Source organism: Microbacterium sp. LMC-P-041, assembly GCF_030209555.1.
GTDB lineage: Bacteria > Actinomycetota > Actinomycetes > Actinomycetales > Microbacteriaceae > Microbacterium.
This window is the reverse complement of sequence record NZ_JARVRV010000002.1, coordinates 315542-337388: the sequence shown is the minus strand read 5'-3', so window position 1 is coordinate 337388 and position 21847 is coordinate 315542. Positions and strand designations below refer to the sequence as shown.

The following is a 21847-nucleotide window of genomic DNA, read 5'->3' as shown; positions in this document are numbered from 1 at the left end:
CATCCCGGCTTCGTCACGAGCACTAGGCTGGACACATGCTCCAGCACCACATCGACGCGCTTGATGCGTGGCGCTCGCTCCCGATCAAACAGCAGCCTCAGTGGCTCGACGCAGAGCGTGTCTCCGAGGTCTCCACGCAGATCTCGACGCTCCCGCCCCTGGTGTTCGCCGGCGAGGTCGACAACCTCCGCGATCGTCTTGCGCGAGCAGCGTCCGGCAAGGCGTTCCTGCTGCAGGGTGGCGACTGCGCAGAGACCTTCGCGGGTGCCACCGCCGACCAGATCCGCAACAGGATCAAGACGGTCCTGCAGATGGCCGTGGTGCTGACGTACGGCGCATCTATGCCCGTGGTGAAGATGGGTCGCATGGCCGGCCAGTTCGCCAAGCCGCGGTCGAGCGACACCGAGACCCGTGGCGATGTCACGCTTCCCGCCTACCGCGGCGACATCGTGAACGGCTACGACTTCACCGAGGCGTCCCGCCGCGCCGATCCCGGCCGCCTGCTGCAGGGATACCACACGGCCGCGTCGACGCTGAACCTCATCCGCGCGTTCACGCAGGGTGGCTTCGCCGATCTGCGCGAGGTGCACTCGTGGAACAAGGGCTTCGCGCAGAACCCGGCGAACCAGCGCTACGAGCGCATGGCGGCCGAGATCGACCGGGCCATCAAGTTCATGGAGGCGGCCGGCGCCGACTTCGACGAGCTCACCCGCGTCGAGTTCTTCACCGGGCACGAGGGCCTGCTGATGGACTACGAGCGCCCGATGACCCGCATCGACTCCCGTACGGACACGCCGTTCAACACCTCGGCGCACTTCCTGTGGATCGGGGAGCGCACGCGCGAGCTCGACGGTGCGCACGTCGACTACTTCTCGAAGATCCGCAACCCCATCGGCGTGAAGCTCGGTCCGACCACGTCACCCGAGACGGCGCTCGCGCTGATCGACAAGCTCGACCCCGACCGCGAGCCGGGCCGTCTGACGTTCATCACGCGCATGGGCGCGGGCAAGATCCGCGACGCGCTGCCGCCGCTGCTCGAGGCCGTCCGCGACTCGGGCGCGCAGCCGCTGTGGGTCACCGACCCCATGCACGGCAACGGCATCACGACGCCCACGGGGTACAAGACGCGTCGCTTCGATGATGTCGTCGACGAGGTCCGCGGCTTCTTCGAGGCACACCGGGCCGTGGGCACGTTCCCCGGCGGCATCCACGTCGAGCTCACCGGTGACGACGTCACCGAGTGCCTGGGCGGATCCGAGCACATCGACGAGGCCGCCCTCGCGACCCGCTACGAGAGCCTGTGCGACCCGCGTCTCAACCACATGCAGTCGCTCGAGCTCGCCTTCCTCGTGGCCGAAGAGCTCGAGAAGCGCTGACCACGATCCATCAGACAGAAAGGGTCCTCTCCGTAGTCGGAGAGGACCCTTTCTGTGTGGCGGCGGCGGCGACGGGCGGCCGGCGTGCGGCCGCGCGCGATAAGCGCGGGGACCGCCCGCCTCCTAGAACGCGCTGCTGCGGATCTGGAGGGTGATCTCGGTGCCCTTCGGGCGCTGCGCGCCGGCACCCGGATCGGACCCGCTGACCTCGGTGAAGTCGTTGGGGAACGCGTTCCAGATGCCGTTCCAGGTCGGTTCGAAACCGGCATCCCGGATCACCTGGGCGGCCTCGTCGCGGCTCATCCCCTCGACCTCGGGCACGGGGAACAGTTCGGGTCCCTTCGAGACGATCAGCTGAACAGTATCGCCGGGGCGCCGATTGCCCTCTTCGGCGCGGTCGGTGACGCCGATGACGACATCCTTCGCGACCGAGTCGCTGAAGACGAACTGCGAGTCCGGGTTGACCTCGACGCCCTTGTCGCGCAGCGTGTTCGTCGCCTGATCGACGCTCATTCCCGCGACATCGGGGAACGCGCCGGCGGAGACGTACAGCTCGACCGTGTCGTCCTCGCGCAGCTCGCAGCCCTCGGCGCACGCATAGACCTCGCCGCCGTCGCGAGGCGTCACGAAGGCGTTGATCACGCGCCCGGCCTCGGCGTCGGAGAAGAGCTGCAGGGAGGTCTCTGTGACGTTGATCCTGATGTCCGCGAGGTAGTCGCGAGCTTCCTGCTCGGTCTTGCCGTTGAGGGTCTCCACCGTGTGCGACGCCGGACCCGAGGACACGAAGACGGTGATCTCGGTGCCCTTGTCGAGGCGTTCGCCCTCGCCGGGGTCCGTACGGATCGTCTCACCGGCGGCGATGTCGATGGAGCTCTCCTCGCCGCGCACCGGCACGAACCCCTCTGCAGTCAACGCCGATGCGGCGTCGTCGTACGACAGACCGGCCACCCCGGGGACGGCGACGAGTGAACCAGGACCGGACCCGAACCACCAGCCGACACCACCGGCGACGGTCGCGAGAAGCAGCACCAGCGTCAGAAGGAACGCTCCGCGCGCGCGACGTCGTGATGAGCGGCGACGCAGGAGCGTCGCGTTGTCGACGGCAGCCGTGACCGGGGCGGTCGGGTCGGCGATGACCATCGTGCTCGGCATGACCTTGGTGAGGTCCGCGGAGTCGGCCTGCGAGCGCTGCGACGTCGTCGCAGCGGCGACGGCGGGTGCGATCCCGAGCCCGCGCTCGATCTCGCGCAGTCGCTCCAGCATCTGCTGCGCATCGTCGGGACGCTCATCCGGCGATTTCTCCGTGGCCCAGAGCACGAGTTCGTCGAGCTCCTCCGGCACGCCGGGATTGCGCACGCTCGGGCGCGGCACGGACTCGGTGGCGTGCTGGAAGGCGATCTGCATGGGCTGCTCGCCCTTGTACGGCTGTTCGCCGACGAGCATCTCGTACAGCATGATGCCCAGCGCGTAGATGTCGCTTCTGGCGTCGGCAGTGCCGCGAGTGACGAGCTCGGGTGCGAGATAGGCGATGGTTCCGAGCAGCTGCTGTCCGGTGGCCGTGTTCGCGGTGGTCGCACGGGCGAGACCGAAGTCGCCGATCTTGATGCGTCCGTCTTCGGCCAGCAGCACGTTCTCGGGCTTCACGTCACGGTGCACGATCCCGGCGCGGTGCGCTGCGGAGAGGCCGGCGAGGACGGCATCCATGATGGTGATCGTCTGCGGGATCGTGAGCCGCTTCTGCTCGCGCAGCAGTTCGCGCAGCGTGATGCCGGGAAGGTACTCCATCACCAGGTATGCGAGTTCGCCGTCCTGGCCCTGGTCGAACACGTTGACGACGTGGGGATCGGCCAGCCGCGCGGCAGCACGTGCCTCTTGGATGAACCGGCTCTGGAAGGCGGAGTCGTCGCTCAGGTGCGCGTGCATGACCTTCAGAGCGATGCGCCGCTCGAGGCGGAGATCGGTGGCGACATAGACGGTCGCCATGCCTCCACGGGCGATTCGGGCGCGCACGCGGTACCGACCGTCGACAAGCCGCCCGATGAGGGGGTCGGCCTGCTGATTGGTCGTCACGTCAAGATTCTATGGAGAACTGCCTGAAAGCCCCGGGAGCGGCTCGCCCCTTGCACCTGCGGGTTTGCCCGGAAGCGCGTCACCCGTGGACACCGAGCCACTGGTGGGCCTGCGTCTCCCACTGGCCGTAACGATCGGGGTACGCCGAGATCTGGACGGCCTGCGCGGCATCCGTGAACGACATGCTCTCCCAGCCTGAGATGTCGAAGAGCCCCCGCGAGGCCTGCCCGTTCGGATCCGACGAGCCGCCGAAGAAGACGCGGGTGCTCCGGTCGGCGTCGACCGCCTGCTCGGGCGAACCCCAGCCCATGCTGGGGCGCTGCTGGAAGAGGCCGAGGGAGTCGCGGTCACCCCACGACAGATTGCGCATGTTGGATTCGACCATGGCGGTGGCGAGAGCGATCGCGATGGCGCGGTCGGGCGCGCCGAGCTCGCGTCCGACGCGGATGATGAGCGAGGCGTTCGCGGCCTGTTCGGCGTCGAGGTTCGCGAACAGCTGGGGAGGGGGCGTGGCCGCCGCCGGGGCGGGCGTCGGAGCCGGAGCCGGCGCCGGCGCGACGGTCAGCGACTGGCCGGGGTAGATGATGGCTCCGGAACCCAGGCCGTTCAGCGCGAGGAGCTGCGCGACGGTCGTGCCGTACTTCTTCGCGATGGCGAACAGGGTGTCTCCTGCGGCGACAGCGTGCGCCTGGCCACCGGTCGCGGTCGGAACGGGGGCGGCTGTCTGCGCGGGGGATGCCGGTGGTGCGGCCGACGGAGCTGACGCGCCGCTGAGCGCGAGCTGCTGGCCGGGGTAGATCACGGACGACCGGTCGAGGCCGTTCGCGGCGAGAACAGCGTCGACGCTCGTCCCGTGCTTCTGCGCGATGCCGAACACGGTCTCGCCGGCGACGACGGTGTGCGTCGCCGTCGGTGCCGCCTGAACCGGGGCCGGGGCCGGCGAGGGGGCACTCGCTCCTGCCAACGACAGCGTCTGCCCCGGGTAGATCACCGAACGCCAACTGAGTCCGTTCCAAGCCAGGACCTCGACGGTGCGCAGACCGAACCGGTTCGCGATCGACGAGATCGTGTCGCCCGGCCGCACCGTGTACACGGCAGGAGGCGCCTCGGTCGGCGCGATCCGCGTCGGCGTCGACTGCAGTCGTTCGATCGGAGATGAGACCGCGTCGGCGGATGCGGGGGTGGCAGCGATCCCCGCAGACAGCGTGCCCAAGAGGGCGGCGGGCACCCCGAGCTGAAGAGTGCGCGTTCGTCGCGCGACGGCAGGCGTTCTCACGGGGATCCCCCTTGTTCGGCGTCCGCCCACGCTGACACGGATGTAAACGGATGTCAACAGGAGTGACGGATGGTGCGGATGGTGCCGATGTGAACCGAAGCCCCGATGCGGAAAGTGCGATCGGCGCTCAGAGGTGAGATAGTTGCAACGTGTCTGTGCCGTCTGAAAGCAACCCGTCTGAAACCTCGCAGCCCGAGGCTGCGTCCGCGAACGCTGTGAGCGCCGCCGGCGTCACCGCCACCGAGTGGCTCACGATGCCCGACCTCGTGGAGGTCCTCGACGAGGCCCTGGGACGTGTGCGCAGGCTCATCGACGAGCACTACCTCGTCGGCTCGCGCCGCTCCGGCGTGTTCGCGGTTCCGTCGGTGTTCATCGTCGACAACCACCCGCTGCCCTCGCTGCGCGGCACGATCATCGTGCTGCAGGATGCAGGCTTCTCCGACGACGAGGTCATCGACTGGCTCCTCGCTCCCGAGGAGGAACTGGGTCGCTCGCCGATCGATGCGCTCCTGGCCGGACACAAGAGTGCTGTCCGCAGGGTCGCCCGCACCCTCGCCTGAACCGAGGTCTCTGAAGCGGTTCGCGCTCAGGCCGAGCGCACCGTCGCAGCGCGTGCGAGGTCGCGCAGGTCTCCGACAGCGGTGGTGTCGAGCCGCGCTCCGGAGAGAGCGCGATCTGCTTCCCGCGCATAGTCGTCGATCATCCGCTCCACGCGCTCCAGGGCGCCGGAGGCCGTGATCGTCGCCTGAAGGAATGCGACCTGCTCGCTAGTGAGGTCGGGATCGCCGAGCATCTCATCGAACAGGGTGCGAGCGGACGCGTCGAGAGTCTGCCTCGTCAGAGCGACCAGCACGGTGCGCTTGCCCTCGCGCAGGTCGTCACCGGCAGGTTTGCCGGTCACGGCGGCGTCGCCGTAGACGCCGAGCAGGTCGTCGCGCAGCTGGAAGGCCATCCCGACCGGATGGCCGAACTCGCGAAGCGCCAGAAGCTGGTCCTCGTCGGCATCCGCGATCGCTGCTCCGAGCACGAGGGGCTGCTCGATGCTGTACCTCGCGGATTTGAGGGAGACGACGCGAAGCGCACGCTCGACGTGCGAGTCCGTGGCGTGGACGCTCCAGGCGGACTCCTCCGCGATGTCGAGGAATTGGCCCACGGTGACGTCCCGGCGCATCCGTCCGTATTCGCGGCGGACCGCCGAGGCATGGGGGAGCGGCTCGATCGCATCCTCGAGGAGGTCGTCGCTCCAGGCCACCAGCAGGTCACCGAGCAGGATCGCCGACGAGCGGCCGAAGGCGGCGGGGTCGCCTCGCCATCCGGCTGCGACGTGCGCGCCTTCGAGCGCGCGGTGGGCCGCCGGACGTCCCCGCCTCGTGTCGGAGTTGTCGATCAGGTCGTCGTGCACCAGTGCGGCCGACTGGAAGATCTCCAGAGCCGCGCAGACATCCCAGAGGCCCGTCGATTCTTCGGCGTCGCGGTCGCGGAAACGTGCGACCGACTGCCATCCCGCGTGGCAGAAACGGGCCCGCAGGCGCTTGCCACCCACCAGGGTGTCGGCTGCCGAGTCGATCAGGCCTTCGGCATCCGGGCCGTATTCGGCCGACTCGCCTCGCATCCGGTCGAGGAAGAGGCGCAGGCGTGCGGCGACGGCGTCGGAGACAAATGAGGGGGACGGCACGACTCCCAGCATACGTAAAGCCAACGGAGGCCCTTGAAGCTAGCCCGCAGCGGCATACCGCGCGTAGAATGGACGGACGAATACCCGAGGGGGACGAAATGCCACTCTCCGAACAGGAGCAGCGTCTGCTCGACGAGATGGAACGCCATCTCCTCCACAACGACGCCGATGTCGTCACTGCGCCGTCTGGTGACCGCGCTCTCAGCTACCGCAACCTCGTGTACGGAGCCCTTCTGCTCCTCGCCGGTGTGGGCGGGCTGATCGTCGGAGTCGTCCTCGGGGATGTCTGGGGAGTCGTGGTCGGAGTGATCGGATTCGCCGCCATGCTCGGCGGCGTCATGATCGCTGTGACCCCCGTCCGCAAGCCCCTCTCCGCTGCACCCCGCGAACGCGCGGCGAAGCAGCAGAGCTCAGCGTCCTTCATGGATCGCATGAACGATCGATGGGACCGCCGCCAAGACGGCAACTGACCCACACACCTTCACGAAGGCCCGGATGCTCTGAGCATCCGGGCCTTCGTGCGTTCGGACCCGTATGCCGGCCCGGGGCTGCGTCGTGATGCCGGGCTCCGTCCTCCACTCACGCTCCACCGTCCTCCACCGCCCTTGAGCCGCGGAATTCCGCGGCCCTTTGTCGTACGCGAACTCACAGGAGCGGTCTGGACAGCGATTGACCGTAGGTTTGTGGAGGAAAGTGGAGTAAAGTGGGGCGCACCTCGAGTTGGCCGGACGGAGAGGGGGTGATGGCTGATGTTGCTGGGAACGCATTCTCCGAAGTTGGACGACAAAGGACGGGTCATCCTTCCTGCGAAGTTCCGCGAAGACCTCGGTGGCGGCATCGTCGTCACCCGAGGGCAGGAACGCTGCCTCTACGTCTTCAGCACGGCCGAGTTCGAGACGATGCACGAGCGGATCCGCCAGGCGCCGCTCGCGAACAAGCAGGCGCGTGACTTCATGCGCCTGTTCCTCTCCGGTGCGAGTGCGGAGATGCCCGACAGTCAGAACCGCATCACCATCCCCGTGCACCTCCGTCAATACGCGGGGCTGCAGAAGGAGCTCATCGTCACCGGAGTCGGCGCCCACGCCGAGATCTGGGATGCGGAGAGCTGGAACACCTACCTCGCAGCAGGCGAGGAGACCTACGCAGATCTCGAGCAGGAGGTGATTCCGGGCCTCTTCTGACCACGGCTGTGATGCCCCGCCGCTCCTGCCCCGACACACTTCCCCGGTGCCGGGTCGTGAAGCGGAGGGGGATCAGGGCCCTGGTCACCGAGATACAGAGATCACCCGAGAAAAGATCATGAACCTCCGCGACATCCACACCCCCGTACTCCTCGAACGCTGCGTCGAGCTTCTCGCCCCTGCGCTGCAGGCGGACGGAGCGGTGCTCGTCGATGCCACCCTCGGCATGGGCGGTCACTCCGAAGCGCTGCTCGAGCGGTTCCCGAACATCCGCCTCGTCGGCCTCGATCGCGACACCGACGCTCTGCGCATCGCGGGGGAGCGTCTCGCTCGTTTCCGTGATCGGGTGACGCTGGTGCACACGGTCTATGACGAGATCGGACTGCACGCTCAGGGCGCCTCGGGCATCCTCTTCGACCTGGGCGTCTCGTCGCTGCAGCTCGATGAAGCCGAGCGCGGCTTCGCCTACTCGAAGGATGCGCCGCTGGACATGCGGATGGATCAGACGAAGGGCGTGACGGCCGCCGAGGTGATCGCGACCTACACCGAAGGCAACCTGCGTCGCATCTTCGAGCGCTATGGCGAGGAGAAGCTCGCGGGACGCTATGCGCGCTTCATCATCGCCGCACGCGAGAAGAAGCCGATCACGCGCTCCGGCGAACTCGTCGAGATCCTCCAGGCGGCGACGCCCGCAGCTGCTCAGCGGGCCGGGCACCCGGCCAAGCGCGTCTTCCAGGCGCTGCGGATCGAAGTGAACACCGAGCTCAACGTACTCGCGGATGCGATTCCCGCAGCCATGGATGCGCTCGCGGTCGGCGGACGCATCGTGGTGATGTCATACCAGTCTCTCGAGGACCGACTCGTGAAGCAGGCCTTCGCCGCCGGTGCAGCCTCCACCGCACCGCGGGGACTCCCCGTCGAGCTGCCGGAGCACGCGCCGCGTTTCCGCATCATCACCAAGGGTGCGGAGCTCGCCGACGACGCCGAACGCGCTCGCAACCCCCGCGCCATCCCCGTCCGACTGCGTGCCGCAGAGAAAGTGCGTGAGAGCTCATGAGTCTGAACGTCGCAGCGCCGAGGCCGAGGGCGCTCCCCGAGGCACCCGAACGCGCACCGCGTCGGCGTCTCGAGCCGGTGACGGGAACCCCCGTCCGCCGCAAGCCGAAGCTCGCCTACGCGCTGGTGGCGCTCGCAGGAGCCATGGCCATCGGAGGCGTGCAGATCGGCCTCTCGCTGGCGATCACCCAGGACTCCTTCGTGCTGGCAGGCCTCACGTCGCAGCAGCACGAACTGGATCTGCGGACGAACGCGCTGCAGGAGGATCTCACCGGGATGAGCTCTCCCCAGTCGCTCGCCGCCAGTGCCGCATCCCTGGGCATGGTCGTGGCAGGGGCCCCGTCCTACCTCCGCCTGAGCGATGGAGCCGTCTTCGGCCAGGGAACCGGCGCGACCGGCTCGTCGACCATCGATCCGAACGGCGCCGGCGCGGTGAGCAACTCTCTGCTGAACGACGTGCCGGTGAACGCCTCCACGGCAGACGACCCCGCGCCCGACGGAGCGGCCGGGCACTCTGCGCAGGAGCTTCCGCCGGCGATCACCGACGGACTCCCGAGCCCCAGCACTCGCTAGACGACCACACCCACCATCGAGACCTGACGGAGAGAGTCCATGACGACACGAGCCACCCGGACACCCCGGCGACGCACGGTCGTCGCTCTCGCGGTGATCCTGGCGATCCTGGCCGCCTTCGTCGTGCGGCTCGTCGACATCCAGGTGGTGAAGGCCGACGAGCACGTCGCACAGTCGCTCGAGTTCATCGCGCACCGCACCGCGATTCCCGGTGAACGCGGCTCGGTGGTCGACAGCGACGGATCCGTGCTGGCCGAGAGCGTCATGGTCTACGACGCGCAGCTCAGCCCCCAGGTCATCCGCCTTCTGGAGGAGGACGAGAAGAACCCGCCGCCACTGCCCTGGGCTGAGGCGTCGACGCGCATCGCCGAGATCATGGGGCTGGATGCGGACGAGCTGCGTGCCGATGTCGCCGCTGCCCTCGCCGAGAACCCCGATTCGCAGTACCTGCCGCTGGTCAAGGGCCTCAGCACCGAGAAGTACATCGAGCTGCGCGACCTCAAGGTCGGCTCGTATCTCGTGATGAAGCCGCGCGAGGTCAGGGTCTACCCGAACGGCGCCGTGGCGGGAAACCTGCTCGGATACCTCGACGGGACCGGCACTGCGCAGGCCGGCATCGAGAAGATGGACGAGAAGTGCCTCGCCCCCACGGACGGCGAGGAGTCGTACCGCACCGGCAAGAACTCGGTCGTCATCCCCGGCAGTGAGAGCAGGGTGGACGCGGTCGACGGCGGCACCGTGCAGCTCACGATCAACAGCGACCTGCAGTGGTACATGCAGCAGATGATCGCCGAAGAGGCGCAGGCCCAGGGCGCCAAGGGCGGCACCGTCACCGTCGTCGAGGTGGGCACCGGAAAGATCCGCGCCGCGGCCGAATGGCCGACCATGGACCCGAACGATCTCGACGCCTCAGCGCCCGAGACGTGGGTGAGCAAGCTCTTCACCTACCCGTTCGAACCGGGATCGACGTTCAAGGCCGTGACGGCCGCTGCGGTGATGGAGAACGGCGGTGTGACGATGACGAGTCCCACGGTGTCGGCCTCCTCGCACGAGAAGTTCGACAACGGCGCCGTGATCAACGACGCGTTCGTGCACCCGACCTTCCAGTACACCCTCGCCGGCGCGCTCATCGATTCATCGAACGTCGCGCTGTCGAAGTTCGGCACGATGGTGAGCCCGGATGTCCGTCACGACTACCTCGAGCGCTTCGGCGTCGGCGAGACGACGATCGGCTTCCCCAGTGAGACCTCGGGGGAGATCCACCCCACGAGCGAGTGGGACAACCAGTCGCTCTACACCACCACGTTCGGTCAGTACTTCACGGTCACGGCGCCGCAGCTCGCCGGCGCCTACCAGGCGATCGCCAACGGCGGCGAGAAGATCGGTCTCTCGCTGATCGAGTCCTGCACGGCCGCTGACGGCACGGTGGTCACGCCGGGTGCTCCCGAGTCCGAGCAGATCATCAAGCCCCAGACCGCGGCCGACCTCACGCGGATGCTCGAGAACGTGGCCGTCCAGGGCGGCAATGCCGACCGCATCCAGGTTCCCGGCTACCGGGTGACCAGCAAGACGGGTACCGCGCAGATCCCGGACGGCAAGGGCGGCTACAAGTCGGGCGTCTACTACACGAGCATGGTGGGCTTCGCGCCGGTCGACGATCCGCAGTACGTCGTGGTGGTGACTCTCGACGAGCCGACTAGAGTTACATCGTCTGCTGCTACCGCTTCTGCCTTCCAGAAGGCGATGACCCAGACCATGAAGACCTACCGCGTGATGCCGTCCTCCAGCCCGATGGACGCACTGCTTCCGAAGTTCGAATAGACGGCGCCCCGCCGCGCCTGGAGACGTCATGATCGCCCTGTCGCTTGCTGAGATCGCCGCCGTCCTCGGGGGTGATCTCCGCCTCGCCGGTTCTGCCACCGCCGACACCGTCATCGACGGTGTCGTGGACACGGACTCGCGCACCATGGCCCCCGGCTCCGTGTTCGTCGCGAAGCCGGGCGCGGAGACGGACGGACACCGGTTCGTCGGCGCTGCGCTCGCTGCGGGGGCAGCGCTCGCGATCGTCGAGCACCCGGTCGACGAGGAGATCACCCAGATCGTCGTCCCTGACGTCATCGTCGCCCTCGCCGATCTCGCCCGCGAGGTCGTCGCCCGCGTTCGCGCAGCCGGAGACCTCAAGATCGTCGGGATCACGGGGTCGAACGGCAAGACGACGACGAAGAACTTCCTCGCCCGCATCCTCTCCGACGAAGGCGAGACGGTCGCCCCCATCAACTCGTACAACAACGAGGTGGGCGCGCCCGTCACCATGCTGCGCATCACGTACGGCACGCGGTTCCTGGTCAGCGAGTTCGGAGCCGACGGGCCCGGCAGCATCGCCCGCCTCGCCGGACTCGTCGAGCCGGACGTCGCTGTGGTGCTGATGGTCGGCATGGCGCACGCGGGCGGCTTCGGCGGCATCGAGGCGACGGCCAAGGCCAAGTCCGAGCTCGTCGCCGCCGCGAGGCCCACGGGTACGGCGGTGCTCAACGTCGACGACTCACGCGTCGCGGCGATGGGCGCGCTCGCGACGTCCCGCGGGATGCGGGTCGTCGGCTTCGGTCAGAGCGACGCGGCCGATGTCCAGGCGCACGACCTCGAGGTCACGGCATCCGGCACCTCGTGCATCATCGAAGCGGCGGGGGAGCGTCTTCCCCTCCGCCTGCAGGTGCTCGGCGCCCACCACGTCGGCAACGCCCTGGCGGCCATCGCCGCCGCAGGCGTTCTCGGGGTGTCGACGGCCGACGCGATCGACCGTCTCGAGACGGTCGAGATCGCGGAGCGCTGGCGTATGCAGCCCATGGGCAACGACCGCGTGCGCATCATCAACGACGCCTACAACGCCAGCCCGGACTCGATGGCCGCAGCCCTGCGGACTCTCGCGCAGATCACCGGTCCCGGCGAGCGGACGGTCGCCGTGCTCGGCGCCATGAGCGAGCTCGGCGAGACCGCGGGCGAGGAGCACGACCGGATCGGTCTGCTCGCCGTGCGTCTGAACATCCAGCGCATCGTCGTCGTCGGCCCCGAGGCCCGCCGCCTCTTCATCTCCGCGATCGGCGAAGGATCCTGGGACAGCGAGGCCGTGTTCTTCGCCGACCAGGATGCCGCGTTCGAGTACCTGCGCTCCGAACTCCGCGACGGCGACCGGGTGCTCGTGAAGTCCTCCAATTCCGTAGGGCTCCGGCACCTCGGCGATCGTCTGGGAGAATTGTTCTCGTGAGATCTCTCATCATGGCGGCGGCCATATCGCTCGCCTTCACTCTTTTTCTTACTCCCGTCTTCCTCCGGCTCTTCCGGAAGTGGGGCTGGGGCCAGGTCATCCGCACCCCGGAGGCCATCGAGAACCCGAACCACGAAGCCAAACGCGGCACGCCGACCATGGGCGGCGTCATCTTCATCGTCGGCACGATGGTCGGCTACTTCACGGCCACGTACGTCGGAGGCGGAACTCCCGCGCTGTCCGCGCTTCTCGTGATCTGGCTCATGGTCGGCTTCGGGGCAGTGGGCTTCATCGACGACTACATGAAGGTGCGCAGTCAGCGCAGCCTCGGGCTCTCGGGGTGGCGCAAGATCATCGGGCAGCTCGTCGTGATGATCCCGTTCGGCATCGTCGCGCTGAACTTCCCGAACGCGTTCGATCAGACTCCGGCATCCGGCTCGATCTCGCTCTTCCGCGACATCCCGTGGTTGAACCTGTTCGCGTTCACCGCGATCCTCGGCTGGGCGCTCTATCTGCTGTGGATCTCGATCATCGGCGTCGCGACCTCGAACAGCGTCAACCTCACCGACGGGCTCGACGGTCTCGCAGCCGGCGCCGGGGTCATCGTCGTGGGGGCGTACAGCCTCATCGCGTTCTGGCAGTTCAAGCAGTCGTGCGTGGGCGAGGGTGTCGAGACCGCCGCGCTCGGCGGATGCTACGAGGTCCGCGACCCGTTCAGCCTGGCGATCATCGCGGCCTCCTTCGCCTCGAGCCTGATCGGCTTCCTGTGGTGGAACGCTCCCAAGGCGAAGGTCTTCATGGGCGATGTCGGCTCGATGGCGATCGGAGGCGTCATCACAGCGATGGCGATCCTCACCCGCACCGAGCTGCTGCTGTTCGTGATCGCCGGCGTCTTCGTCCTGGCCTCCGGATCGGTGATCCTGCAGCGCGCCTACTTCAAGATCACGCGCGGAAAGCGACTCTTCCTGATGAGTCCGTTCCACCATCATCTCGAGATGCGCGGATGGTCCGAGGTCACGATCGTGGTCCGCATGTGGATCATCGCGGGCCTGCTCGCGATCTCAGCAGTCGGACTCTTCTACGTGGAGTGGCTGACTCGTGTCGACTGACGAGAGGCTCGCGACTCTGACGAGCTGGAACGCCGACTGGTCGGGCCTGCGCGTCGCCGTTCTCGGGCTGTCCATGACCGGCTTCTCGGTGGCGGACACGCTCACCGAACTCGGTGCGGACGTCCTGGTGTTGACCGAGTCGGCGGAGGAGGAGTATGCCAAGCTCCTGCCCGTGATCGGTGCTCGTCTGGAGCGGGGAACGCTGGACCGGGTCCCTGAAGCTCTGACCGAGTTCGCGCCGGAGGTCATCATCGCCTCGCCGGGATTCCCTCCCTCGCACACCGTGATCCGCTGGGCGCAAGATGCCGGCATCGCGCTCTGGGGCGATGTCGAACTCGCCTGGCGTCTGCGCGACAAGGTGACCCGCGCCGACGGCTCCCCGGCCGACTGGGTGCTCATCACGGGCACCAACGGCAAGACGACGACGACGCAGCTGACCGCGTCGCTCCTCGTCGAGGGAGGTCTGCGTGCGGCGCCGTGCGGCAACATCGGCGTGCCCGTTCTCGACGCGGTCCGCGACCCCGCCGGTTTCGACGTGCTCGTCGTCGAGCTCTCCAGCCACCAGCTCTGGTACCTCGGACTCTCCGAGACCGAAGGCGAGCTGTATCCGCACGCCTCGGTGTGCCTGAACCTCGCGGACGACCACCTGGTGTGGCACGGCAGTGCGCAGGCGTACCGCGATGCGAAGGCCCTGGTGTACCGCAACACGAGAGTCGCCTGCGTCTACAACAAGGCCGACGAGGCGACCAGGCTCATGGTCGAGGACGCCGAGGTGGTCGAGGGTGCCCGCGCGATCGGATTCGATCTCGGCATCCCCGGCCCCAGCGATGTCGGCGTGGTGGAGGGGCTGCTCGTCGATCGTGCGTTCTTGGACGACCGGGCCAGCAGCGCACTCGAGCTCACGACCGTCGCCGACCTGCGAGAAGCCGGCCTGGCCGCCCCGCACATCGTGCAGAACATCCTGGCGGCGAGTGCGCTCGCTCGCTCTCTGGGCGTCGAGCCGCGCGCCATCCACTCGGCTCTGCAGTCGTTCCGTCTCGACGAGCATCGGATCCAGGTCATCGCCCGCCATCGCGGCATCACCTGGGTCGACGACTCCAAGGCCACCAACCCGCACGCTGCCGCGTCATCGCTCCGCGCATACCCCGGTGCGGTCTGGGTGGTCGGCGGCGACCTGAAGGGCGTCGACATCGGCGAGCTGGTCGCCACGGCCGGGACCACCGCCCGGGCGGCGGTCGTCATCGGAGTCCAGCGCTCAGCCGTCGTCGCCGCATTCGAGCGACACGCGCCGGGGGTTCCGGTGTTCGAGGTGGATGCTGGCGAGACTGGTCAGGTCATGAATCGCGTCGTGCAGATCGCCGCGGGAATCGTCGATGGCGAGGGAACAGTCCTGCTGGCCCCCGCCGCCGCGTCCTTCGATCAGTTCTCCAGTTACGCGGATCGAGGACACCGCTTCGCCGAAGCGGTGCGGGACTGGATAGACCGGGGGAGCACCGATGACGCAGGTCGAACGCCCCCCGCGCTCTGATCCCGGCAGCCCCGGCTCCCGCGGTCTCGCGGCGAGAGTGTCGCTCGGGCGTCGTTTCACCCCCGTGTCGACCGAGTTCCTGATGATCGCATCGGCGGCGCTGATGCTGACGATCTTCGGCCTCGTGATGGTGCTCTCGGCGACGAGCGCGACCGCGGTCTCGAAGGGCGAGAATCCGATGGACGGCGCGCTTCGGCAGGGCATCTTCGCCGTGCTCGGCGTGCCGCTGATGTTCCTGATCTCCCGACTCCCGATCCCGTTCCTCAAGCGCATGGCGTGGCCGGCACTGTTCGGATCCATCGCGCTCCAGCTGCTGGTCTTCACCCCGCTCGGCATCGAGGACGGCGGAAACCGCAACTGGATCATGATCGCCGGGTTCACCCTGCAGCCGTCGGAGTTCCTCAAGCTCGCCCTCGCGCTGTGGATCGGCTACGTCCTGATGCGCAAGCAGACCATGCTCGGCACCTGGCATCAGGTCTTCATCCCCGTGGTGCCCGTGGGAGCCCTGGCGATCGGGACGGTGATCGCAGGCAAGGACCTCGGCACCGCGATGGTGCTGGTCATCATCCTGCTCGGCTGCCTCTTCTTCTCGGGGGTGAAGCTCCGGCTGTTCATCCTGCCGGTGCTGCTCGGCGTCGTCGCCGTCATCGCGCTGGCCGTCACGAGCCCTGACCGCATGCGTCGCATCACGGCGACGTGCTCCGACATGTCGGCGTACACCGGCGACTGCTACCAGTCGATCCACGGAATCTGGGGAATGGCGTCGGGAGGAATCTTCGGCGTGGGTCTCGGTAACTCGCAGGAGAAGTACGGCTGGCTGCCCGCCGCCGGCAACGACTTCATCTTCGCCATCGTCGGCGAAGAGCTCGGCCTGATCGGCTGCATCGTCGTGCTGGCCCTCTTCACGCTGTTCACCATCGGTGCCTTCCACATCATCCGCAAGACCGCCGATCCGTTCATCCGGGTCGCAGCCGGCGGGATCACCGTCTGGATCACCGGTCAGGCCGTGTTCAACATCGGCGTCGTGATCGGACTGTTCCCCGTCATGGGAGTGCCGCTGCCGTTCATGTCGCAGGGAGGCACGGCTCTCCTCGCCGTCCTCATCGCGTGCGGAGTGCTGCTGTCGTTCGCGCGCACGATCCCCGTCGCCGAGGGTCGTTCGGCGGCACGGACCCCTTCAGCAGGGCGGGGTAAGGTCACACGGTGACCACGTACCTTCTCGCCGGCGGTGGAACCGCCGGTCACGTCAACCCCCTGCTCGCCGTCGCCGATGCGCTGCGCGCCCGGGACGCCGATGCCTCGATCCTGGTGCTCGGAACGGCCGAGGGGCTCGAGTCCCGACTCGTGCCGGCTCGAGGGTATGAGCTCCTCATCGTCGACAAGGTGCCGTTCCCGCGTCGGCCCGACAAGCAGGCCGCGTTGTTCCCCGCCAGGTTCCGCCGCGCCGTCGCCCAGGTGCGCGATCACATCCGCGCTCACCGCGTCGACGTCGTCGTGGGCTTCGGCGGCTATGCCTCCGCCCCGGCCTACGTGGCAGCAGGCCGTGAGCGCGTGCCGTTCGTCGTGCACGAGGCCAACGCGAAGCCGGGCCTCGCGAACGTGCTGGGTGCTCGACGCGCCGCGGCCACGGGAGTCGCATTCGCCGGAACCCCCCTGCGCGGCGGCGAGGTGGTCGGCATGCCGCTGCGTCGAGAGGTCATCGAGCTCGACCGCGCGGCCTCTCGCGATGAGGCCGCCGCGCACTTCGGGCTCGACCCGGCGCGCCCGGTCCTTCTCGTCTTCGGCGGGTCGCTGGGGGCCCAGAGGCTGAACGAGGCCATCGCAGACTCCTGGGGCGACATCCTGGCCGCCGACTGGCAGCTGCTGCACGTCACGGGCGAACGCAGTGATCTGGCCGACCCCGAGGTGCCGGGATACACCATGCGCCGATACGTCGACCGGATGGACCTCGCCTTCGCGCTCGCCGACCTCATCGTGTCCCGTTCCGGCGCAGCCACCGTGAGCGAGATCAGCGCCCTGGGGATCCCCGCGCTGTACGTGCCGTACTCCGTCGGCAACGGGGAGCAGCGACTGAACGCGGCGTCCGCCGTGGCAGCCGGGGCCGCTCGTCTTCTCGACGACGCCACCTTCGACGGCGACGCGGTGCGCCGCCTCGTGATCCCCGTCATGAACGATCCGCAGCAGCTCACGGCCATGCAGTCCGCCGCCGAGCAGGTGGGCACCCGCACCGGCACGGAGAACGTCGTCGCACTCGTGGATCGCGCCCTCCGGTCCTCCTGATCTCACCGTCGACACGGCTCCTCGACGCCGAATCGTCCTCACCGAAAAGTAGACTGAAACCGACATGATCAGACCTGACCTCTCCCTCCCGATCCCCGAGTCGATCTCCTCCGCGCACTTCATCGGCATCGGCGGATCCGGCATGAGCGGCCTCGCCAAGATGTTCCTCGACGCGGGGATCCGCGTCTCGGGAAGCGATCGAGCCGACAGCGACAACCTCCGCGCACTCGCGGCCGCCGGAGCGGATGTGCACGTCGGGCACGACGCGGCGCATCTCGGCGATGCCGACACGGTCGTCCACACCGGAGCGATCTGGCCGGAGAACCCCGAGTTCGTCACGGCGAAGCAGCGCGGGGTGCACGTGATCCACCGCTCACAGGCCTTGCACTGGCTGATCGGATCGCGTCGACTGGTCTCCGTGGCCGGCGCGCACGGCAAGACGACGTCGACGGGCATGATCGTGACCGCGCTGCAGCAGCTCGGAGCCGACCCGAACTTCGTCAACGGCGGTGTGATCGAGCAGCTCGGCGTCTCGAGCGCCACCGGATCGGGTGAGCTCTTCGTGATCGAGGCGGATGAGTCCGACGGCACGTTCCTGCTCTACGACACGGCTGTCGCGCTGATCACCAATGTCGACCCCGATCACCTCGACCACTACGGGTCCGACGACGCGTTCCACGACGCGTTCGTGCGGTTCGCCGACGCGGCCACGGAGGCGGTCGTGATCTCCAGCGACGACGCCGGCGCCCTGCGAGTGCGAGCGGGGCTCTCGCACCCGAACGTCGTGACGTTCGGGCAGGCGGAGGATGCCGATGTCAGGGTGACCGACATCGTGGCGGCCGGGCCCGTCTCGGCCACCGTCAGCTCCGGAGCCGAGAGCGTGCGCCTCCAGCTCGCCGTGCCCGGCGTGCACAACGCCATCAACGCGGCAGGCGCCATCGCGGTCCTCCTCTCGGTGGGCTTCGGCCTGACCGAGTCCGCCAGGGCCGTCGAGGGCTTCGCCGGCACGGTCCGCCGCCTCGAGCAGCACGGCGTCGAGCGCGGCGTCACCGTCTACGACGACTACTCCCACCACCCGACCGAAGTGCGGGCGGCTCTCGAGGCGATGCGATCGATCGCCGGCACGGGCAGGATCATCGCGATCCAGCAGCCCCACACCTACTCGCGAACGCAGCACATGTTCCGCGAGTTCGCGGACGTGCTGGAGACGTATGCAGACCACACGGTCGTGCTCGACGTCTACGGTGCTCGCGAGGATCCGGTCCCGGGCGTCACGGGAGAGCTCGTGAGCGGGGCGTTCCACGACCCGTCGCACGTCCACTTCGTCGCCGACTGGCAGCAGGCAGCCGATTACACGGCGTCCGTCGCTCGCGACGGCGATTTCGTCGTCACGCTCGGCTGCGGCAACGTCTACCAGATCATCCCGCAGGTGCTCGAGTCTCTGCGGACCACCGAGGTCTGACGCATGCGTCGTCCGCCTCCGCTTCCCACGCCTCCCGCGGGCACCGCGGAGGACACGCCCAGGCGACGGGAGGGTCCGGCGACGCGAGGGCGCGCGCGGGACGTCGAGCAGGACGAACGCACAGGTCCGCAGGCCGCGGCGGTCGGCCTCGACTCCGACGTCCGTGCGGACATCGACGGGGATGCCGGGGTGCGGCCGACATCGACGCGGGACGTCTGGCGGGCGGCGCGAGCGAGACGCAAGGCGCTGCGGGCCGAGATCCGACGGTTCACGCAGCGCTCCCGACGGCGTCGCATCATCTGGCTGAGCGCGGTCGGTGCTGTCGTCCTGCTGATCGGTGGCACCACCGCCGCGGCGTACAGCCCGCTGTTCGCCGTGGAGAAGATCACGGTCGTGGGCGCGACGACGCTGGATGCCGCGGCGGTGGAGGCCGCCCTCGGCGAGCAGGTGGGCACCCCCTTGGCGCTGGTCGACTCGAGCGAGGTCAAGGCCGCGCTGCTGGGATTCCCGCTGATCGAGACCTATGCGCTCGAGGCGAAGCCGCCGCACGATCTCACGGTGCGGATCGTCGAGCGCACGCCGGTCGGCGTGATCCGCTCGGATGCGGGCTATACGCTCGTCGACGCCGCGGGCGTCGCGCTGGCGACGACCTCCGATCAGCCGGCGGGACAGCCGGTGCTCGACATCGACGGCGGCACCGACTCGGTCGCGTTCGAGAGTGCGGGTCTCGTGGTGCGCTCGGTGCCCGCTGATCTGCGCGCGCTGCTGACCGGAGTGCAGGCCACGACAGCTGATGACGTGACGTTGACGCTCAGCAGCGGGCTGACGGTCGTCTGGGGCAGCTCGGATGACTCCCCGATGAAGAGCGAAGTGCTCACGAAGACGCTGCTCAGCAATCCTGAGGCGTCGACGATCGATGTCACATCGCCGCATGCGGTGGTCGTGGGCTGAGGTTTCGACGGCAAACGGGCGACACGCCCGTGTCGCTGCGTGTGCGCGGGGACGTGACGCTTACCTTCGAACAAGAGAAACCAATACCGGGAAATACTTTACACCTCTAGTTGAGGTTTAAGGTTCGGCCCACGGAATCTCACCCCAGACAGGCTCGACTATTCGGAGGCCGGCCATGAGCCAGAACCAGAACTACCTCGCCGTGATCAAGGTCGTCGGCGTCGGCGGTGGCGGCGTCAACGCCGTCAACCGCATGATCGATCTCGGGCTCCGCGGAGTCGAGTTCATCGCAGTGAACACCGACGCGCAGGCGCTGCTCATGAGCGATGCCGACGTCAAGCTCGATGTCGGTCGCGAGCTCACTCGCGGACTCGGCGCCGGCGCTGACCCCGAGGTCGGCCGTCGCGCCGCCGAGGATCACGCCGAGGAGATCGAGCAGGCGCTCACCGGTGCCGACATGGTCTTCGTGACCGCAGGCGAGGGCGGTGGAACGGGAACGGGTGGAGCCCCCGTCGTCGCGCGCATAGCGAAGTCGATCGGTGCACTGACCATCGGCGTCGTGACGAAGCCCTTCTCGTTCGAAGGCCGTCGTCGTCAGAGCCAGGCTGAAGCCGGTGTGGTGAAGCTGAAGGAAGAAGTCGACACCCTCATCGTGGTGCCGAACGACCGTCTGCTCGAGATCAGCGATCGCGGCATCTCGATGATCGAGGCCTTCGCGACCGCGGACCAGGTGCTCCTCGCCGGTGTCCAGGGCATCACTGACCTCATCACGACTCCCGGTCTCATCAACCTCGACTTCGCCGACGTCAAGTCGGTCATGCAGGGCGCCGGTTCGGCACTGATGGGAATCGGATCGGCACGCGGTGCCGACCGTGCCATCAAGGCCGCCGAACTCGCGGTCGAGTCGCCGCTCCTCGAGGCCAGCATCGAGGGTGCTCACGGAGTCCTGCTCTCGATCCAGGGTGGTTCGAACCTCGGCATCTTCGAGATCCACGACGCTGCGGATCTCGTGAAGGAAGCCGCGCACCCCGAGGCCAACATCATCTTCGGTACGGTCATCGACGACACGCTCGGCGACGAGGTGCGTGTCACCGTGATCGCGGCCGGCTTCGACAGCGGTGAGCCTTCGCTGCGCCTCGACCCCATGGTCGTCTCGCGGCCCGCCGCGGCCAGCACGCTGCCCGAGGTGGCGCTCTCGAACGGCGAGGAGAGCAAGCCCGCTGCCGAGGCGCCCGCGCCCGAGAAGCCGCAGCAGCGCGTCCCGGCGACGAGCATCGAGCCTGCTTTCGCGGACGACGACATCGACATCCCCGAATTCCTGAAGTGACGCAGGCGCAGGGCCAGGCCGGGTCCGGTCTGGCAGCGCGGCTGTCGGCGATCGATCATCGGATCGCCGACGCCGCGCGCCTGGCCGGCAGGGACCCGGCGGAGATCTCCCGCATCGTCGTGACCAAGTTCCACCCGTCGTCGCTCGTTCGCGAGCTGCACGCGCTGGGTGTGCGCGACGTGGGGGAGAACCGCCAGCAGGAGCTCTCGTCGAAGACCGCCGAGCTGACGGACCTCGACCTCCGGTGGCACTTCATCGGGCAGGCGCAGACCAACAAGGCCGGTGCGATTCGCCGCAGCGCGGATGCCGTGCACTCGGTAGACCGCGACCGGCTGGCCGACGCACTGCATCGGGCGGCCGACGGGGATGACCTTCTCGACGTGCTCGTGCAGGTCAATCTCACCGATGATCACGGACGCGGCGGCGTCGCGCCCGCCGAGGCGGCCTCTCTCGCCGAGCACATCATGACGCTGCCCTCGCTGCGGCTTCGCGGTGTGATGGCGGTCGCGCCGCTCGATGAGGAACCCGCTTCCGCGTTCGCGCGCCTGCACTCGATCGCAGAGAGCGTGCGCGCAGTCGAGCCGTCGGCGACCTGGATGTCCGCAGGGATGACGGGCGATTTCGTCGAGGCCATCGAGGCCGGCGCGACACACCTGCGGATCGGCTCCGCAATCACGGGACCCCGCCCCGACCGGGGTTAACCTGTGAACAGACCAACCCG

19 protein-coding genes are annotated in these 21847 nt (G+C 68.2%); 16 read left to right on the top strand and 3 right to left on the bottom strand.

What is annotated here, in order from left to right:
* The first annotated feature begins 35 nt into the window (after nt 1-35).
* The gene (locus QRN21_RS05515) at nt 36-1376 is read left to right on the top strand and encodes a class II 3-deoxy-7-phosphoheptulonate synthase (protein ID WP_056278966.1); all 1341 of its coding nucleotides are present in this window, start codon (nt 36-38) and stop codon (nt 1374-1376) included.
* Between the two features lie 123 nt (nt 1377-1499).
* On the opposite strand, the gene pknB is transcribed toward QRN21_RS05515, so the two are convergent.
* The gene (gene pknB / locus QRN21_RS05510) at nt 1500-3446 is read right to left on the bottom strand and encodes a Stk1 family PASTA domain-containing Ser/Thr kinase (protein ID WP_072591464.1); all 1947 of its coding nucleotides are present in this window, start codon (nt 3444-3446) and stop codon (nt 1500-1502) included.
* Nucleotides 3447-3525: 79 nt separating this feature from the next.
* Nucleotides 3526-4722, bottom strand: coding sequence for a LysM peptidoglycan-binding domain-containing protein (locus QRN21_RS05505; RefSeq protein WP_285363356.1), 1197 nt, complete (start codon nt 4720-4722; stop codon nt 3526-3528).
* 149 nt (nt 4723-4871) lie between these two features.
* Between QRN21_RS05505 and QRN21_RS05500 the strand changes: the two genes are divergently transcribed.
* Nucleotides 4872-5282 (top strand): Rv2175c family DNA-binding protein, encoded by a 411-nt coding sequence (locus QRN21_RS05500; protein ID WP_502883083.1) that lies wholly within the window; start codon nt 4872-4874, stop codon nt 5280-5282.
* Between the two features lie 26 nt (nt 5283-5308).
* Here the strand turns inward: QRN21_RS05500 and QRN21_RS05495 are convergent, their stop codons facing one another.
* A complete protein-coding gene (locus QRN21_RS05495) occupies nt 5309-6409 on the bottom strand; it encodes a polyprenyl synthetase family protein (protein WP_372983371.1) in 1101 nt (366 codons plus the stop codon).
* Nucleotides 6410-6495: 86 nt separating this feature from the next.
* Here QRN21_RS05495 and QRN21_RS05490 point away from each other — a divergent pair, with 86 nt between their 5' ends.
* From QRN21_RS05490 to QRN21_RS05425, 14 genes are all read left to right on the top strand, one after another.
* Entirely contained in the window at nt 6496-6867 is a 372-nt protein-coding gene (locus QRN21_RS05490) for an SCO2097 family morphological protein (RefSeq protein WP_053096778.1), read from the top strand.
* A 279-nt stretch (nt 6868-7146) separates the two neighbouring features.
* Nucleotides 7147-7578: a division/cell wall cluster transcriptional repressor MraZ gene (mraZ, locus tag QRN21_RS05485; protein WP_053096776.1), complete on the top strand. Its 432-nt coding sequence runs from the start codon at nt 7147-7149 to the stop codon at nt 7576-7578.
* 118 nt (nt 7579-7696) lie between these two features.
* Nucleotides 7697-8635: a 16S rRNA (cytosine(1402)-N(4))-methyltransferase RsmH gene (rsmH, locus tag QRN21_RS05480; protein WP_053096775.1), complete on the top strand. Its 939-nt coding sequence runs from the start codon at nt 7697-7699 to the stop codon at nt 8633-8635.
* Nucleotides 8632-9207, top strand: coding sequence for a cell division protein FtsL (ftsL, locus tag QRN21_RS05475; protein WP_053096773.1), 576 nt, complete (start codon nt 8632-8634; stop codon nt 9205-9207). The genes rsmH and ftsL overlap by 4 nt, the downstream gene beginning before the upstream one ends.
* A 39-nt stretch (nt 9208-9246) precedes the next feature.
* Nucleotides 9247-11028 (top strand): peptidoglycan D,D-transpeptidase FtsI family protein, encoded by a 1782-nt coding sequence (locus QRN21_RS05470; protein ID WP_056278962.1) that lies wholly within the window; start codon nt 9247-9249, stop codon nt 11026-11028.
* A 28-nt stretch (nt 11029-11056) separates the two neighbouring features.
* A complete protein-coding gene (locus tag QRN21_RS05465) occupies nt 11057-12469 on the top strand; it encodes a UDP-N-acetylmuramoyl-tripeptide--D-alanyl-D-alanine ligase (RefSeq protein WP_053096769.1) in 1413 nt (470 codons plus the stop codon).
* Nucleotides 12466-13578 (top strand): phospho-N-acetylmuramoyl-pentapeptide-transferase, encoded by a 1113-nt coding sequence (mraY, locus tag QRN21_RS05460; protein ID WP_053096767.1) that lies wholly within the window; start codon nt 12466-12468, stop codon nt 13576-13578. The genes QRN21_RS05465 and mraY overlap by 4 nt, the downstream gene beginning before the upstream one ends.
* Nucleotides 13568-15106 (top strand): UDP-N-acetylmuramoyl-L-alanine--D-glutamate ligase, encoded by a 1539-nt coding sequence (murD, locus tag QRN21_RS05455; RefSeq protein ID WP_285363354.1) that lies wholly within the window; start codon nt 13568-13570, stop codon nt 15104-15106. Before mraY ends, murD begins: the two co-directional genes overlap by 11 nt.
* The gene (gene ftsW, locus QRN21_RS05450) at nt 15075-16313 is read left to right on the top strand and encodes a putative lipid II flippase FtsW (protein ID WP_285363353.1); all 1239 of its coding nucleotides are present in this window, start codon (nt 15075-15077) and stop codon (nt 16311-16313) included. The genes murD and ftsW overlap by 32 nt, the downstream gene beginning before the upstream one ends.
* Complete coding sequence (locus QRN21_RS05445; protein ID WP_053096761.1) at nt 16310-17386, top strand: UDP-N-acetylglucosamine--N-acetylmuramyl-(pentapeptide) pyrophosphoryl-undecaprenol N-acetylglucosamine transferase; 1077 nt, start codon at nt 16310-16312, stop codon at nt 17384-17386. The genes ftsW and QRN21_RS05445 overlap by 4 nt, the downstream gene beginning before the upstream one ends.
* Before the next feature lie 64 nt (nt 17387-17450).
* A complete protein-coding gene (gene murC / locus QRN21_RS05440; protein WP_285363352.1) occupies nt 17451-18848 on the top strand; it encodes a UDP-N-acetylmuramate--L-alanine ligase in 1398 nt (465 codons plus the stop codon).
* A gap of 3 nt (nt 18849-18851) precedes the next feature.
* The gene (locus QRN21_RS05435) at nt 18852-19799 is read left to right on the top strand and encodes a cell division protein FtsQ/DivIB (RefSeq protein ID WP_056278957.1); all 948 of its coding nucleotides are present in this window, start codon (nt 18852-18854) and stop codon (nt 19797-19799) included.
* Between the two features lie 175 nt (nt 19800-19974).
* The gene (ftsZ, locus tag QRN21_RS05430) at nt 19975-21126 is read left to right on the top strand and encodes a cell division protein FtsZ (RefSeq protein ID WP_056278956.1); all 1152 of its coding nucleotides are present in this window, start codon (nt 19975-19977) and stop codon (nt 21124-21126) included.
* On the top strand, nt 21123-21827 hold the full coding sequence (locus QRN21_RS05425; RefSeq protein WP_056278955.1) for a YggS family pyridoxal phosphate-dependent enzyme: 705 nt from the start codon (nt 21123-21125) through the stop codon (nt 21825-21827). Before ftsZ ends, QRN21_RS05425 begins: the two co-directional genes overlap by 4 nt.
* The last annotated feature ends 20 nt before the right edge of the window (nt 21828-21847 follow it).

Excerpts from the sequence above, each read along its gene's own strand:
- QRN21_RS05515 (WP_056278966.1), top strand. The coding sequence starts at position 36 with ATGCTCCAGCACCACATCGACGCGCTTGATGCGTGGCGCTCGCTCCCG.
- QRN21_RS05495 (WP_372983371.1), bottom strand. The coding sequence starts at position 6,409 with ATGCTGGGAGTCGTGCCGTCCCCCTCATTTGTCTCCGACGCCGTCGCC.
- QRN21_RS05490 (WP_053096778.1), top strand. The coding sequence starts at position 6,496 with ATGCCACTCTCCGAACAGGAGCAGCGTCTGCTCGACGAGATGGAACGC.
- mraZ (WP_053096776.1), top strand. The coding sequence starts at position 7,147 with ATGTTGCTGGGAACGCATTCTCCGAAGTTGGACGACAAAGGACGGGTC.
- rsmH (WP_053096775.1), top strand. The coding sequence starts at position 7,697 with ATGAACCTCCGCGACATCCACACCCCCGTACTCCTCGAACGCTGCGTC.
- ftsL (WP_053096773.1), top strand. The coding sequence starts at position 8,632 with ATGAGTCTGAACGTCGCAGCGCCGAGGCCGAGGGCGCTCCCCGAGGCA.
- QRN21_RS05470 (WP_056278962.1), top strand. The coding sequence starts at position 9,247 with ATGACGACACGAGCCACCCGGACACCCCGGCGACGCACGGTCGTCGCT.
- QRN21_RS05465 (WP_053096769.1), top strand. The coding sequence starts at position 11,057 with ATGATCGCCCTGTCGCTTGCTGAGATCGCCGCCGTCCTCGGGGGTGAT.
- ftsW (WP_285363353.1), top strand. The coding sequence starts at position 15,075 with ATGACGCAGGTCGAACGCCCCCCGCGCTCTGATCCCGGCAGCCCCGGC.
- murC (WP_285363352.1), top strand. The coding sequence starts at position 17,451 with ATGATCAGACCTGACCTCTCCCTCCCGATCCCCGAGTCGATCTCCTCC.
- QRN21_RS05435 (WP_056278957.1), top strand. The coding sequence starts at position 18,852 with ATGCGTCGTCCGCCTCCGCTTCCCACGCCTCCCGCGGGCACCGCGGAG.
- ftsZ (WP_056278956.1), top strand. The coding sequence starts at position 19,975 with ATGAGCCAGAACCAGAACTACCTCGCCGTGATCAAGGTCGTCGGCGTC.